Annotated in this window: 19 protein-coding genes; 16 read left to right on the top strand and 3 right to left on the bottom strand. The window is 68.2% G+C overall.

Annotation, left to right across the window (positions count from 1 at the left end):
- Nucleotides 1-17 precede the first annotated feature (17 nt).
- Genes AB4083_RS16695 through AB4083_RS16655 form a run of 9 tightly spaced genes read left to right on the top strand, consistent with a single transcriptional unit; the run spans nt 18 to nt 6783 of the window.
- Nucleotides 18-356: a hypothetical protein gene (locus AB4083_RS16695; protein ID WP_441609209.1), complete on the top strand. Its 339-nt coding sequence runs from the start codon at nt 18-20 to the stop codon at nt 354-356.
- 27 nt (nt 357-383) lie between these two features.
- Nucleotides 384-788 carry a hypothetical protein gene (locus AB4083_RS16690; protein ID WP_441609208.1) on the top strand — a complete coding sequence of 135 codons (405 nt, stop codon included), beginning with the start codon at nt 384-386 and terminating at the stop codon, nt 786-788.
- A gap of 12 nt (nt 789-800) precedes the next feature.
- Entirely contained in the window at nt 801-1586 is a 786-nt protein-coding gene (locus AB4083_RS16685; RefSeq protein ID WP_441609207.1) for a hypothetical protein, read from the top strand.
- A 7-nt stretch (nt 1587-1593) separates the two neighbouring features.
- Complete coding sequence (locus tag AB4083_RS16680; protein ID WP_441609206.1) at nt 1594-2241, top strand: hypothetical protein; 648 nt, start codon at nt 1594-1596, stop codon at nt 2239-2241.
- Nucleotides 2238-2867 (top strand): FliH/SctL family protein, encoded by a 630-nt coding sequence (locus AB4083_RS16675; RefSeq protein WP_441609205.1) that lies wholly within the window; start codon nt 2238-2240, stop codon nt 2865-2867. Before AB4083_RS16680 ends, AB4083_RS16675 begins: the two co-directional genes overlap by 4 nt.
- Nucleotides 2864-4216, top strand: coding sequence for a FliI/YscN family ATPase (locus tag AB4083_RS16670; RefSeq protein ID WP_441609204.1), 1353 nt, complete (start codon nt 2864-2866; stop codon nt 4214-4216). The genes AB4083_RS16675 and AB4083_RS16670 overlap by 4 nt, the downstream gene beginning before the upstream one ends.
- On the top strand, nt 4213-4701 hold the full coding sequence (locus AB4083_RS16665; RefSeq protein WP_441609203.1) for a hypothetical protein: 489 nt from the start codon (nt 4213-4215) through the stop codon (nt 4699-4701). The genes AB4083_RS16670 and AB4083_RS16665 overlap by 4 nt, the downstream gene beginning before the upstream one ends.
- A 7-nt stretch (nt 4702-4708) precedes the next feature.
- Nucleotides 4709-5431, top strand: coding sequence for a type III secretion HpaP family protein (locus AB4083_RS16660; RefSeq protein ID WP_441609202.1), 723 nt, complete (start codon nt 4709-4711; stop codon nt 5429-5431).
- Nucleotides 5432-5442: 11 nt separating this feature from the next.
- Nucleotides 5443-6783, top strand: a complete 1341-nt coding sequence (locus tag AB4083_RS16655) for a LysM peptidoglycan-binding domain-containing protein (RefSeq protein WP_441609201.1) — start codon at nt 5443-5445, stop codon at nt 6781-6783.
- 86 nt (nt 6784-6869) lie between these two features.
- Here AB4083_RS16655 and AB4083_RS16650 read toward each other — a convergent pair whose 3' ends face one another.
- Nucleotides 6870-7625, bottom strand: a complete 756-nt coding sequence (locus AB4083_RS16650) for an ankyrin repeat domain-containing protein (RefSeq protein ID WP_441609200.1) — start codon at nt 7623-7625, stop codon at nt 6870-6872.
- 82 nt (nt 7626-7707) lie between these two features.
- Complete coding sequence (locus AB4083_RS16645; protein ID WP_441609199.1) at nt 7708-8736, bottom strand: hypothetical protein; 1029 nt, start codon at nt 8734-8736, stop codon at nt 7708-7710.
- A 162-nt stretch (nt 8737-8898) separates the two neighbouring features.
- Between AB4083_RS16645 and AB4083_RS16640 the strand changes: the two genes are divergently transcribed.
- Nucleotides 8899-10656 (top strand): LysM peptidoglycan-binding domain-containing protein, encoded by a 1758-nt coding sequence (locus AB4083_RS16640; protein ID WP_441609198.1) that lies wholly within the window; start codon nt 8899-8901, stop codon nt 10654-10656.
- A gap of 70 nt (nt 10657-10726) precedes the next feature.
- Here the strand turns inward: AB4083_RS16640 and AB4083_RS16635 are convergent, their stop codons facing one another.
- Entirely contained in the window at nt 10727-11146 is a 420-nt protein-coding gene (locus AB4083_RS16635) for a hypothetical protein (RefSeq protein ID WP_441609197.1), read from the bottom strand.
- A 115-nt stretch (nt 11147-11261) separates the two neighbouring features.
- On the opposite strand from AB4083_RS16635, the gene queD reads away from it, so the two are divergent.
- The 6 genes from queD (at nt 11262) to AB4083_RS16605 (ending at nt 14563) form a co-directional block, all read left to right on the top strand.
- A complete protein-coding gene (gene queD, locus AB4083_RS16630) occupies nt 11262-11624 on the top strand; it encodes a 6-carboxytetrahydropterin synthase QueD (RefSeq protein ID WP_441609196.1) in 363 nt (120 codons plus the stop codon).
- 154 nt (nt 11625-11778) lie between these two features.
- Nucleotides 11779-12174 carry a phasin family protein gene (locus AB4083_RS16625; protein ID WP_441609195.1) on the top strand — a complete coding sequence of 132 codons (396 nt, stop codon included), beginning with the start codon at nt 11779-11781 and terminating at the stop codon, nt 12172-12174.
- A 259-nt stretch (nt 12175-12433) separates the two neighbouring features.
- Entirely contained in the window at nt 12434-12799 is a 366-nt protein-coding gene (locus AB4083_RS16620) for a hypothetical protein (protein WP_441609194.1), read from the top strand.
- Nucleotides 12800-12802: 3 nt separating this feature from the next.
- Nucleotides 12803-13636: a F0F1 ATP synthase subunit A gene (gene atpB / locus AB4083_RS16615; protein WP_441609193.1), complete on the top strand. Its 834-nt coding sequence runs from the start codon at nt 12803-12805 to the stop codon at nt 13634-13636.
- Between the two features lie 80 nt (nt 13637-13716).
- Nucleotides 13717-14004 (top strand): F0F1 ATP synthase subunit C, encoded by a 288-nt coding sequence (gene atpE, locus AB4083_RS16610; RefSeq protein WP_102301691.1) that lies wholly within the window; start codon nt 13717-13719, stop codon nt 14002-14004.
- Nucleotides 14005-14092: 88 nt separating this feature from the next.
- Complete coding sequence (locus tag AB4083_RS16605) at nt 14093-14563, top strand: F0F1 ATP synthase subunit B (RefSeq protein WP_441609192.1); 471 nt, start codon at nt 14093-14095, stop codon at nt 14561-14563.
- Nucleotides 14564-14566: the final 3 nt, after the last annotated feature.

Here is a 14566-nt window from a genome sequence, read left to right as displayed (position 1 = left end):
CCACCAGGAGACGAGCAATGAGCAGCAATAACAGCATCAACGGCAGCGGCAGCCAGTTCCCCAACATCAACAGCACCATCGCCGGCGGTTCGGCATCGGCCGGCCGTTCGGCCAGCGACGAGCAGTCCAAGAGCTGGTTCGAAGCGATGGCCAAGGCCTGGGGCAACGCGCTCGACCATCAGGCCTCGAAGGTCACCGAGCTGTCCGCGCAGGTGAGCGAGAACGGTTCGGACCAGCCTTCGGTGATGACCCAGCTCACCGCCGAGAGCCTGAAGATGCAGTTCCTTTCCACCAACGCGGCGACCTCGAACAACGCGGTCGGCCAGGCGCTGGAAACCCTCGGACGCAAGCAGTAATCCGGCCACCTGCCAGGAGGCAAGAGCATGAACGTGGATCCCACCCAACTGGTCAACGTCGGCCAGTTCGCGCCCATCGAGCCGAAGGCAGCCACGCCGGCGCACGCCGACGACGTGGCCAAGTTCCGCCAGAGCTTCGCCGACGCCGCGCCCGCCAACGCGGTGCAAGGCGGACAGGTGACGCCGGTGCCGCACGAGATGTCGCCGGAGTTCAAGGCGGTGCTCGGCCAGTTCGACTCGCTCAACGGCCGCGCCAACGAGCTGGGCCGCTTGTCCGAGGCGATGAAGGCGAACGGGCGCGACCTGTCGCCCAGCCAGGTCATCGACATGACCTTGAAGTGCCACGAGCTGGTGTTCCAGGCGGAACTGACCAGCAATGTCGCCAACCGCAGTTCGGAAGGCGTGCAGCAGCTGTTCCGTCAGCAGTCCTGAGGTCTTGCAGCGATGATGAAGCGTTTCGCGACCTTCGCCCTGCGGCTGGCGGCCCTGGCCTTTGTGCTCGGGCTGCTCGCCGGCTGCAGCCGCGACGTGCTGTACGCCAAGCTGGACGAGCAGCAGGCCAATGAAGTGGTGGCCGCGCTGATCAACGCCGGCCTCGACGCGCAGAAGGAACCCGGCGAACGCGGCGAGGGCTGGCGGGTCATGCTCGACCGCCGCGACATGCCCGCCGCGGTGGCGGTGCTGCGCGACGCCGGCCTGCCGCACCAGGGCATCGGCAACATCGCGCAGATCTACAAGAAGGACGGCTTCGTTTCCTCGCCGATGGAGGACAAGCAGCGTTTCATCTATGCGCGCGAGCAGCAGCTGGGCAATACGCTGCGGCAGTTCGATGGCGTGGTGGATGCGTATGTCTACCTGTCGATTCCCGACAAGAGCCCGATCGACGACAAGCCAGTCAGTGGTTCGGCCTCGGTGGTGATCATCGCCCGTCCCAATGCCGGCATCGAAAGCCGCGCGCCGGATATCAAGGCGACCGTGATGACGGGTACCGAAGGCCTGACCGATCCCAGTCGCGTCACCGTGCAGTTCTTCCAGCGCACGCCGAGCGAAGTGCCGGTGCAGCAGGCGCACTCCGGAGTGATGCGCGGCGACGTCGCCTCGATCCTGCTGATTGGCCTGGCCGCGCTGGCGGTCTTGCTGGCCGGCCTGCTGCTGTGGCGCAATCGCGGTGCGCTGATGGGTCAGCCGTCGCGCGGCGTGATGCGGCGCGAGGCATCGGGTGAGCGCTGAGCGCGCCATGCGTCGCGTGCAGGCGCGGGCCGCGCTGGACGGCCTGCATCCGCTGCGTTGCGTAGCGATGCCGGCGCCGCTATTGGAGCGTGCGCGCACGTCCGCGCTCGGTCGCCGCCAACTGGCACGTGCCGCGCTGCGTGCGCAGCCGCGTGTGTTCGCGCCCGATCACGAGCGCTGGGCGATGTGGTCGGACGAAGAACCCTGGCTGCACTGGCCGCACGCCGAGCTGGATGCGTTCACGCGCGTGCTTGGCGCGATCGCGCTGGGTCCGGCGGTGCGCGTCACGGTGGAACGCAGCGAAGTGCTGTTCCTGCGTGAAGCGCTTGGACTTGAACATTGGCGCCGTGCGCAAGCAGCGGATCCCTGGCGCGGCCCCGCGCCCGAGGCCGTGCGCAACATGGGCCGCGCGCTGATCCAGCGCTGCGAGCGCGATGCGCATGCGCTGCGCGAAGCCGCCTACGAGCGCGGCAAGATCGAATTCCTCGGCTACGCCGGCCGCCACGATCCGCGCCTGGCCGAGCGTCTGGCATTGGCCTACGCCACCGCACCGGCGCTGCCCTGCGCCAAGGAAGCCTGGCTGCCGGCCGCCACGGTGCCGGCCTTGCTGGCCCCGGCGCCGCTGCAACCCATCGCGGAGGAAGCCGCCGAATGAACGCCCAGGCCATGTTCGTCGACCGCGAGCGCTTCCAGCTCTATCTGGACGGCGGCGTGATTCCGGCCGCCGCATGGGCGCCGCTGCAGGAAGCGCAGCGCATTCTGGACGAGGCCAACGCAATCCTGCGCCAGGCCCAGCAAGAGGTGGAGCAGATCCGCGGGCAGGCCAAGTTCGAAGGCCTGGTCGAAGGCCGCGAGCGCGGCCTGCGCGATTGCGCGCGTGCGCTGGAGGCGCTGGTGGTGGCGCGTGCGGCCGCCACGGTCGAACTGCGCCGGCGCGCCAGCGAGATCGCCATCGCGGTGGTGCGGCATATCGCGCCGGCGATCGGCGCCGAGCGCCTGGTCGCCTCGCTGGTGGCCGAGGCGATGCAGAAGCTGGTGTTCGAACCGCATCTGCTGGTGCGCGTGCATCCGGACGTGGCCGAGCAGGCGCGCGCCGAAGTAGCCGCGCTGGGCGCGGCGGCGGCGCCGGACACCGAGATCATCGGCGACCCGGACCTGGACCGCTTCGACTGCATCATCGAATCCGCCGGCGGCATGGTGCGCGCCGGCTTCAACGAACAGCTCGAGCAGGCGCGGGTGATCCTGGCCGCCGCCGAGCACAGCACGGCCGGTTCGCCATGAGCCTGCCGCAGCCCGACGCACCGGTGCCCGAGGCCTTCGCGGTTCCCGCGGACGATCCGCTGCTGCGCGCGCTGAGCCGGCGCGACACCTTGCAGCGCGTGGGCCGCGTGGCCGAGGCCTACGGCACCCTGGTGCGCGCCACCGGCGTGCGTGCGGCGATCGGCGAGCTGTGCATGCTCGAACAGCCCGACAACGATTTCTGCCTGCCGGCCGAAGTGGTGGGTGTGTCGCAGCATCAGACGCTGCTCACGCCGCTGGGCCCGCTGGAAGGTATTTCCACCGCCACTACCGTGACCGCCACCGGCAAGCAGGCCACCGCGCCGGCGGGCATGAGCCTGCTCGGCCGCGTGATCGATGCGCACGGCGATCCGCTGGATGGCCGGGGTCCGCTGGAACACGTCGAACGCGTGCCGCTGTATGCGCCCTCGCCGAATCCCTTGAACCGCCAGATGATCGACCAGGCCATGCCCACCGGTGTGCGCGCGATCGATGCCACGCTCACCATCGGCCGCGGCCAGCGCACCGGCATCTTCGCCGTCGCCGGCGGCGGCAAGAGCACCTTGCTCGGCATGCTGGCGCGCAATGCGCAGGCCGACGTCAACGTGATCGTGCTGGTCGGCGAACGCGGCCGCGAAGTGGGCGAGTTCCTGCACGACAGCCTGGGCGAGGAAGGCCTCAAGCGCAGCGTGCTGGTGGTCGCCACCTCCGACCGGCCCGCGCTGGAACGCAGCCGCGTGGCCTGGCTGGGCACGGCGATCGCCGAATACTTCCGCGACCGCGGCATGAACGTGCTGCTGATGATGGATTCGATCACCCGCTTCGCCCGCGCGCTGCGCGACGTCGGCCTGGCGATGGGCGAGCCGCCGTCGCGGCGCGGTTTCACGCCGTCGGTGTTCTCCGCGCTACCGCGCTTGTTCGAGCGCGCCGGCACCAACGACAAGGGCGCGATCACCGCGTTCTACACGGTGCTGATGGAGGACGAGGACGGCAGCGATCCGATCGCCGAGGAAGTACGGTCGATCCTGGACGGCCATATTTATCTGTCGCGCCGCATGGCGCAGTCCGGGCACTACCCGGCGATCGACGTGCTGGCCAGCGCCAGCCGCCTGATGCCGCGGGTGACCGGCAGCGCCCACCAACGCGCCGCCTCGCTGCTGCGCCGCTATGTGGCCAAGTACCGCGACATCGAAATGCTGTTGCAGCTGGGCGAGTACAAACCCGGCGGCGATGCCGATGCCGACACCGCGATCGCGCGCATCGACGCCATCAATCAACTGTTGCGCCAGGGCACGCACGAGGCGGCCGACTTCGCCGGCACGCGCACGCGCCTGACCGGAGTGTGCACATGAGCGCCGGCTCATTCCCGCTGGAACCGCTGCGCACGGTGCGCGGCATCCGCCTGCACGCGCTGGAGACGGAACTGAAGCAATGCCGCGAGCGGCATCGCCTGACTGAGGAAGACCGTGCCGCCGCGGACGAACGCCTGCAGCAGGCCACGTTCGCGCGACAGGATTTCGCCGACCGTGCCTGGACCGGCATGTTCGCCAACGGCGCGCCCACCGCGCTGGCGATCGATCGCTACGAACGTCATCTGGCGCTGCTCGATCATCAGATCGTGCAGCGCCGCGCCGAACTGGACGAGCGCGAGATCGCCTGCGCGCAGACCCAGGACGCGCTGGACCGCGCTGCCGCCGCCTGGCGGCAGGCGCGCGGCAAGCTCGACGCCGTGGACGAGATGAAGCAAGGCTGGCTGCGCGAGATGCGCGGCCGCATCGAATGGAGCGAGGAGCAGAGCCTGGAAGAACTGTTCCTGCGCCGCGCACCGACGAACTGAGGTCCTTATGCGCAACGATGCCACCACCGCCACCCACACCACGCCGCCTGCCGCGCACACGCACGGGTCGACCCAGCGCGCCAAGGACGAGCCGGCGCGCGGACGCGAGGACATCCAGCGTTTCCGCAAGCTGATGGACGGCAAGGGCCAGGATGCGCAGGACGGCGACGAGATCGCCGCGGGTCCGCACGGGCTGGCCGCCAGCGATCAGGAAAAGGCCTTGCGCGAACTGCTGCAACGCCAGCTCGACGCCGCGGCCGGCAAGGCCACCGCGTTGCCGCCGCGCGACGGCGAGCGCGACAGCGGCAGCGATACGTCGTCCGACAGCGGCGGCCAGCCGGACGGGCAGGGCCTGGCCAGTGCCGGTGCCCAGGCCTGGCAACAGGCGCAGCAGATCGTGCTGCACGGTGCCGAACAGCCGGCGCCTGCCGCGCAGGCTGCGTTGGCGCCCGCGCTGGCCGAATTGATCGAGCGCCACGTGAAACAGCTGCTGGTGCCGGATGCGCGCAGCAGTGCGCAGTCGCGCGAAATCATGATCACCCTGAAGAACGGCGTGCTGCCCGGCACCGAGCTGTGGCTGAGCCGCACCGACAAGGGCTGGAAGCTGCGCGCCGACACGCGTTCGCCGGATGCTTATCGCCAGCTGCTGGAAGGCGCGCCGCAGTTGATCGAGCGCTTCGCCAGCCGGCAGCTGGGCGAGCTGGAAATCGATCCGTCCCTGCTGAGCTGAGGAGACTGGCGATGGGTATCAGCGGCGTCTTCAAGAACGACCCCCTGCTGCAGCTGCTGGGCGGTGGCCACGGCGCGCAGGGCAATGGCCACGTGCAGCTGAGCTTCCCGATGTCGCCCGGCGACACGGTGAGCACCATTGCCGACAAGCTCGGCCTGCCGCTGGATGGCCTGCTGCGGGTCAATCCCGGCATGAGTGCCAACACGCCGTTGAGCGCGGGGCTGACGGTGCAGCTGCCGGTATCGAGCTTTGGCGATCTGAACGGCAACTGGGGCGATCGCGGCAATGGCCAGGTCGGCAATCCGTCCGGCCACGAGCTGCCGCTGTTGCCGGAGCTGGCGGACGCCTTGCGCGGCACCGCGCGCATCGACGGCATCCAGCTGGGCGTGACCTTGTCGACCGCCAACTTGCAGGCGGTGCCACTGATCGCCGCCGGCGCATTGAACAGCGCCGACATAGCCGCGCAGGCCGCGCGCAATCCGCTCGCCGGCTGGCCCGGCGGCACCGCGCCCGGCAGCGCGCCGGTGAACTATGTGCAAGGCGCCGACCGCGGCGGCACCGTCGCGACGGGCCTGCCGGCGTCCTCGCTGGGCGCCGCGCGCGCGGACGGCATGGTGCTGAGCTTCGCCCAGGCCGCCGGCGTGCTGGCGCAGGCGGCGATGAACCACCAGCACGGCAACGACTCCGTACCGCCGCCCCCGCCGATGCCCTGGCTGGACAGCACGCGCCCTGCGCTGGTGGCCACGCCGATGGCCTGGCAAGCCGTGCCGCAAGGCCTGTCGCCGGCCGGCTGGAGCGTGGCCGCGGCGGCCGTCGACGGCAACGAAGCGAAGCTGCAGATCATGGCGCTGCTGATGGCCCAGCTCGGCCAGGCCGCAGCCGGCAATGCCGGTGCGGCGAACGTGCAGACGCCGGGCTTTATCGACCCGCAGGCGGTGGCCGCGCAGGCCGCTGCGATGCGTGCGGGCCGCAATATCGACCTGGGCGCGGGCCGCAGCCTGCAGTTCACCCTGGTGCAGGACCGCATGCGCCGCGTGGGCGCGGTCGGCGAAGAGGAACGCGCGGCTGCCGGACGCCGTCCGAACGAAGCGGAGGTGAAGCCGGCGCGCGAACAGCGCGCCGGGGAGGCCGAGGCAGCGCAGGAAGACCGCGATCGCCGCCGCCGCGCCGCCGAGGCCGCCATGCGCCGCCGCAGTCGCAAGCTCAGCACCCGCTGCCGCCCGCGTCGTGGGCCGCGCCTGCCATTGTGCGAGCCGGGGCGGGCGCGGTATCCGCAGACGGTGGATTGGGCGGAATTTCGCGGACGGCTGCCGCCGCGGTATCTGTGGGGCAGTGCGCCGGACGCGCCGTAGGTTGGGGTGAGCGCAGCGAACCCCAACGGGGCGATCATCGTGTGAGGTTTGTTGGGGTTCGCCTTTGGCTCACCCCAACCTACGCGTTACTGCACGCCTTGCTCTACCGCCACATGGTGCTGCCGCAGCCACTGATGCACCTGCTCATGCTGCGCGCGCGCGCTGGCATTGAGGCCACCGGCGGGAAGGATGTTGAAGTAAGTCTGGAACGTCGCCCCCTGCTGATTACGCCGCGTCGCATCCGCCCCCGCTTCGAGCAAGCGCAACACGCAATGCGTGCGATGCACCTTGGCGGCGACGTGCAGCGGCGTGTTGCCCAGGCGGTCCGCGCGGTTGGGGTCGGCGTGGTGCGCCAGCAGCAGGTCGAAGGCGTCGTCGCCGGGGTTCATCAGCGCGGCATCCAGCGGCGGCGCCTGGGTGATGCCGTGCGGTGCGTTCGGATCGGCGCCGTGGTCGAGCAGCAGGCGCAGGTAACTGGGATCGCTCGCCATCGCCGCCAGGTGCAGCACGGTGGCGCCGCCCACGCCGGGGCGTGCGGGATCGGCACCGGCGCGCAGCAGGGTTTCCATGGCGCGGCGGTCCTTGTGCAGCAGCGCCCATTCCAGCGGCGTGACGCCGCGCTCGCCCTGCGCGTTGAGGTCGGCGCCTTGCTGGCTCAAGGCGCGCACGCGTTCCTCGTCGCCGTGCGTGGCGGCATCGACCAGCGCGCTCACGCGCGCGTCGGCGAACACCTTGCTTGCATCCGTGTCGCTCATGGCCTCTCTTCCCGCAACAGGCGTGGCGAGCGCGAGGCTCGCCAGCAGGCACCAGGCGAGCTGCCTGGGGCGATCGATCTGCATCATGCCGGGTTCTCCGGTATCGGCCCAGCGCCGAAAGCCGCCCGAGTACAGCACGGGCGGCGTCACGGTTTCATGCTGAGGCGGCTCAAGGCTGCCAGGGATGGTCTTTCTGCAGCGCCGCGAGCACCGCATCGTCGTCGTGCAGGTCGACGGAGTGCTTGGCCACGTCGACGGCGTACTTCGCTTCCAGCACCTCGGCCTTGCCGTCGAGCCAGTCATACCAGTGGATGTCCGGCTTGGCGACGGGATCGGGATCGTTCAGCGCGATCTTGTGGCCGACCGCATCGGGCAGCGGCGAGTGTTCCTGCACGGTGGTGAGGATCTCGCCGTTCACCGCATAGCGGCGGATCAGGCCGTCCTCGGCCTGCTGCTTCAAGGCGGCGGGATCGCCTTCGGGGATCAGCCGGCGGATCGTTTCGTCGTTGAGCCCTGCCGCGTTGAAGGTGACGCCGGCCGAGTCGGTCGCCAGCGAGGCGATGGAGGCGAGGCCGCCGCCCAGCGAGTGGCCGGTGATGGCCAGGCTGTCGCCGAACGCGGCCTTGGCTTCGGTGGCCAGTGCCACCGCCTGGTTGTACTGCGCGGCGGAGATGCCCAGGCCCTGCTCGGCGTTGTTGAGCCAGTCCTTGATGTCGTTGGAGCCGGCGAAGGCCAGTACGTGGTCGCCGTTCTTGTCCTGGTAGATGGCGGCGCGCAAGCCCGTACTCGGGTCTTCCAGCGAGGCCGGATCGATGCCGGCCTGGGTGAGCTGGTCGCCGGTAAGGCGGGTCCAGCCCTCGACGCCCTGGCTGTGCGGGTCGTAGACATCCTGGGCGATGCGCGCCAGTTGCAGATCGATCGCCTTGGGATCGGTGCCGCGCACCTGCGCGTCGAAGTTCGGCGCGGCGGCGGTGGACGAGGCGCCGAACATCGAGCGGGTGAGGCTCGCCAGTTGCGGATTGAAGGCCAGCTGCGGCTGCGAGACGTGCGCATTGGGGTGCGCGGCGCTGTTGGCTTCGGCTTGGGTCGAAGCGTTGTAGCGATCTACCGGCAGCGCCGCGCTGCTGCGTTGGGACTGCAGTTCCAGGTACATCGCTCCACCTCCCATGGTGATGCGCCCGACGATAGCCGTGCGCATCGAGCGGCAGTCAGTAGGGCGCTCCCTAGCTGGGGTTTTCCCTAGGTGGTTTGGACGGCTATCTAGGGATGCACCTAGCTCGGGAAAGTCCCAATGGGAGAGTCCGTTGTCACGGTGCTGCAATTCGCGGGCCGCATTCCTTTCGAACTGAAGAGGCCACCCATGACCGCAGTCAGCGCCGTGCGCTCCTCGCAGGCTTTCGCCGCGAGCGAGGATGCGTCGAAAACTTACTCCGTGCAGCACGGCGACTCGCTGTCGGCGATCGCGCAACGTTTCGGCCTGTCGCTGGCGGCGCTGGAGGCGGCCAATCCGCAGATCGCCAACCCCAACCGGATCTATCCCGGCGACCGCATCCATCTCCCCGCGGGCGCCAGCGATGGCGGCGCCACACCGGCGGCACCCGCAGCCACCGGCGGCGCGCAGCCGGCGGCGGGCAAGAGCGGCGCGGCTTCGGGTTTCAGCATCAGCCAGAACGGCGTGCAGATGATCGAGGGCTTCGAGGGCTACAGCGCCACGGCGTATCCCGATCCCGGCACCGGCGGCGCGCCGTGGACCATCGGCTACGGCCACACCAAGGGCGTGCAGCCGGGGCAGACCATCACCCGCGCGCAGGCCGAGCAATACCTGAAGGAAGACCTGGCCTGGGCGCAGGATGCGGTGCGCAGCAAGGTGCACGTGCCGATCACCCAGAACCAGTTCGACGCGCTGGTCAGCCTGACCTACAACCTGGGCGCGAACGGCTATCCGGGCCTGCTGGCCAAGCTCAATGCCGGCGACTACAAGGGTGCGCAGGCGATGTTCGGCGAGTACGTGCATGCCGGCGGCCATGTGCTGCAGGGTCTGGTGAACCGCCGCGCGAAAGAGGCAGCGTTGTTCGGCAGCGATGCGCCGAGCGGCGGCAATCCACCGGCGCCTCCATCGCCGCCGGCACCGCCAGGCGGTGCGCATGACTACACGGTGCAATCGGGCGACACGCTGTCGGCGATCGCGGCGCGCCAGGGCGTGTCCTTGAAAGCGCTGGAAGCGGCGAATCCGCAGATCCGCGATTTCAACCATATCTATCCCGGGCAGGTGATCCATCTGCCGGGTAGCGCTGGCAGTGCGCCTGCGGGTGGCAGCTATACGGTGAAGTCCGGCGACACCATGTCGGGTATCGCCGCGCGCCACGGCGTGTCGCTCCCGGCGCTGCTCGCGGCGAATCCGCAGATTTCCAATCCGAACCGGATCTACCCGGGGCAGGTGATCCATCTGCCCGGCGGCAGCAGCGCCAGCAGTGCGCCGGCAAGCCATGACTACACCGTGCGCTCCGGCGACAGCATGTCGGGCATCGCCTCGCGCAACGGCGTTTCGCTGGCGGCGCTGGAGCATGCCAATCCGCAGATCGCCAATCCCAATCGCATCTATCCGGGGCAGGTGGTGCATATCCCGGGGGCGGGCGGCACACAAGGTACCGGCGGCGTGCACGGCAGCACCGGCGCCAGTGGCAGCAAGGCGGTGGATATCGCCAGGCAGTTTCTCGGGCGCAATGCGTCGGAGCTGGAGCGCAGCGGCGCGTTGCCGATGAATCCCGGCGTGTCACCCGACGAGTGCTGCGCCAACTTCGTGTCCGCGGTGCTGCAGAAGGCGGGGCTGCTGGACAGGCATACCGACCTGGTCTCGGGTTCCAGCCGCACCGGTGCGGGCGCGGCCGGCTCGATCGGCCGCATCCTCAAGGACCGTGGCTGGAAGGTGGTCGATGCGGCGCATGCCAGGCCGGGCGATGTGTGCATTCTCAACAACGGCGGCCACGTCGAACTGGTGGCCAGCAACAGCGGCGGCAACGTCCAGCTGATCGGCTCGAACAACACCAACAGCAATGGCACGCAGCAGGTGGGCTACGGCCACCCCTACGGCGGCGCGTGGTACCTCACGCCTCCTTGAGCATCGTTGAACCTGCGGCCAGGCGGGGGAGGGCGAAGGGCGGCCTGCGGGTCGCCCTTCGCTTTTGGATTCAGTCGCCGAACAGCGCGGCGGGTGCGCCGTACTGCTGCGCCCAGCCGGCCCAGGCCGGATCGGTGGGGCCGACCGCTTCGGCCTTCATCGTCCAGTGGCCGGCGTGGCTCTGCAGCAGGGCGGCATAGACCTGCGACATCGCGCCGTGGCTGGCGGCTTCGGCAAAGGCGGTGCCGGTGTAGTCCACTGGCTGGCCGTCCGTGCCCTGCAGGTGCGCATGCAGGAAGGCCCAGTCGCCGGACACGTTCAAGCGGTCGACTACGAAGCGCACCGGTTGATGCAGGCGCTGTTCCAGCGGCGCGCGGACGATGTCGAGGATGGCCTTGCGTTCGGGGCTGCCGGCGTATGCCGTATGCGTGGAGGAGGCGGTGGCGGTCATGGCGGTCAGGCTCAGCAGCAGGGTGGCGAGAAGGCGCATGCGGAGGACTCGTGCCTTGGCTGGGGCAGTATCGCGCCCGCACGGCACCGCCGGACCTGGGGTTTTCCCCAGTCTCCGCGGAGCGCTGTCGCGGGGCCGGCGCTAGAATGCTGCGATGCATATCTTCAAGCTCTTTCATCTCGAAGCCGCCCACCGCCTGCCCAACGTGCCGCCGGGCCACAAGTGCGCGCGCCTGCACGGCCATTCCTTCCGCGTGGAAATCCATGTCGAGGGCGAGCCGGACCCCCAGCTCGGCTGGGTGATGGACTTCGCCGACGTCAAGGCCGCCTTCGCGCCGCTGTACGAGCAGCTGGACCATCACTACCTCAACGACATCGAAGGCCTGGACAACCCCACCAGCGAGAATCTCGCGCGCTGGATCTTCAGCCGCCTGCAGCCGCGCCTGCCGGGGCTGGACAAGGTGGTGGTGCACGAGACCTGCACCTCGGGCGCCAGTTGCAGCCGCGGCAGCTTTTGACGCGTCGCGGCATTTCATGGATTTGTCATAGTTGATTGTTCTGAAAATATTTTTTGTCGAATTGACGCGTCTTCACAAAAAATATATTGCGCTGCACAAAATCACTTGTTAGGCTTTGTCCCACTACCCCCATTCCCGTCGAGGGAGCAAAGCCATGACCCAGCAACTGAATGCCCAGGTTTTCGCCTACGCCAAGCAGCTGACCGACAACGCCTTCAAGGCCCAGTCGGTGGCCTTCAAGGCTCTGGAAAAGATTGCCGAGCTGCAGATCCAGGCGCTCGAGAAGCAGTCCCAGGTGACGTCCGAGTACATCGCCGGCGCGCTGGAAACCCGCGACGTCGAAGGCCTGCGCACCCTGTGGGAAAAGGGCACCGTGCTGAGCCGCGAGAACGCTGAGCGCGCTGTCGCCGTGACCCAGGAAATCATCGCCGTGACGCAGAAGACCGCCGAGTCGCTGAACGCCCTGGCCCAGGAACAGCAGCAGGCCGCGAACGACGCCGTGTCCGCCCCGGTCGCCGCGGTGAAGAAGGCTGCCGCCGCCGCGAAGTAATCGCTTCAACGTCGCTCCCTCCCTCGGCGACGTCCCTAAAGGCCGGACTGGCTACCAGTCCGGCCTTTTTTGTTGCCCGCGGCCTGGACGCTTTGCACACGCGGCGGCCGGCAAAGTAGGCGATCGGACAGGAAAGTGCGGCATATCGCAGGAACGCGGCTTGTCCGTCTAAATGCCGCGCTGATATACTTTTTAAGATTGGACCGTGGCCCGCAGCTGGATCGGTGCCGCCTAGTGCGAAGCCGCGCGGGGACCTCACGTGCTCAACAGTCTTGCCTCCGGACGTCGTCTCGCGCTGCGCATCGTGATGCTGCAGCTCGCCACGGCGGCGATCGTGGGCCTCGCTTTCCTGACGCAGGGTTACCGCGATGCAATCGCGGGCGCTGCGGGCGCCACACTGGTGGCGCTGGGTACCGCGCTGCTGGCGTCGCGTACCTTCGCAGGACTGGGCGGGGGCGGCATGACCATGGGCCGGATGGTTTCAGGCATGGTTCTGAAATGGATCGCGATCGCTGGAGGGCTGATCGTGATCCTGGGTCAATACAAACTGCCGCCACTGGCCGCTATCACGGGGCTGGTGGCTGCGTACGCAATAAATCTGCTGGCGTTCCGATTCAAGGGCTGAGACATGGCAAGCGAGCCTCAGGGCGGTTTAACCGAATACATCCAGCACCACCTGCACCACAACGTGGTGAGCCTGGGTGATGGTCCCTTCATGAAGCTGCACCTCGACTCGATCGTGGTGGCCTTCGTGCTCGGCGCGCTGTTCTGCCTGTGGTTCTGGCTCAAGGCCCGCAAGGCCACCTCCGGCGTGCCGTCCAAGGGACAGGCCTTCGTCGAGCTGATCGTCGAATTCGTCGACACCCAGGTGAAGGACACCTTCCACGGCGACCGCCGCACGGTGACTCCGCTGGCGCTGTCGATCTTCATGTGGGTGACCTTCCTCAACGCGATGGACCTGCTGCCGCTGGATGCGCCGGGCTTCGCCGTCAAGACGGCCGCCGGCACCGAGGCCATGCACGGGACCTTCTTCCGCTGGGTGCCCACCGCCGACATCAACACCACCGTGGGCCTGGCCCTGTGCGTGTTCTTCATCGTGCTGGGCCATGGCATGAAGGCCAAGGGCACGCTGGGCTTCGGCAAGGAACTGGTCACCGCGCCGTTCCATGCGCACAACCCGGTGGTGGTCGCGATCCTGGTGCCGTTCAACCTGGCGCTCAACATCATCGAATACCTGTCTAAGCCGGTGTCGCTCGCGATGCGACTCTTCGGCAACATGTACGGCGGCGAGCTGGTGTTCATGCTGATCGCGGGCCTGTTCGCGGGCTGGATCAGCTTCCTGCCGGGCGTGCTGTTCAACACTGCCTGGGGGATCTTCCACATCCTGATCATCCTGCTGCAGGCGTTCATTTTCATGATGCTGACGATCGTCTACATCGCGACGGCTCGTGAGCATCATTGATCCTTAAGTTCCATCCGGTTCCGCTTTTCAATTCCGTTTCGCTCTAACCACACCTTTAGAAAGATTCACAGGAGAACACCATGAACCTCGCCGAACTCATTTCCCATGTGCAGGGCCTGACCGCGATCGCCGTCGGCATCATCATCGGCCTGGGCGCGCTGGGCGCTTGCCTGGGTATCGCCATCATGGGTTCGAAGTTCCTCGAGTCCGCCGCACGCCAGCCGGAGCTGGTGCCGCTGCTGCAGGGCCGCATGTTCCTGCTCGCCGGCCTGATCGACGCGGCGTTCATCATCGGCCTGGCCGTGGCGCTGCTGTTTGCGTTCTCGAACCCGCTGACCGCCCAGGTCATCGCCAACTTCGGCCACTAAGCCTCAGTAGCCAGCGCGATACATCGCTGCGGCCGACCGGCCGCAGCGAATTGCCGGTCCCACGCGTTACGGAGTTGTTGGAAAGCTCATGAATATCAATCTGACTTTCCTGGGCCAGATGGTGTCGTTCGCCATCCTGGTCTGGTTCACCACCAAGTTCATCTGGCCGCAGCTCAATGCCGCGATCGAAGAGCGTCAGAAGAAGGTTGCCGAAGGCCTGGCCGCCGCCGAGAAGGCGCGCACCGAGCTGAAGGACGCCGACGCCAAGGTCGCCACTGAGATCAAGCAGGCCCGTCAGCAGGCCGCCGAGATCATCGAGCGCGCCCAGCAGCAGGCCAACCAGATCGTGGACAAGGCCCGCCAGGATGCCGTTGCCGAGACCGGGCGCCTGAAGGCCCAGGCCGGCGAAGAGATCGCCAGCATGCAGCAGCGCGCCCGTGAGGAACTGCGCAGCTGGGTCGGCCGTCTGGCCGTGCAGGGCGCGGAGAAGATCGTGCAGCGCGAAGTCGACGCCTCGGCCCACAAAGCCTTGCTCGACCAGCTCGTTGCCGAGATCTAAGCC

Origin of the sequence: Dyella sp. 2RAB6, from assembly GCF_052115385.1 — a bacterium.
Classification (GTDB): Bacteria; Pseudomonadota; Gammaproteobacteria; order Xanthomonadales; family Rhodanobacteraceae; genus Dyella_D.
This window is presented reverse-complemented; position numbering and strand designations above follow the sequence as displayed.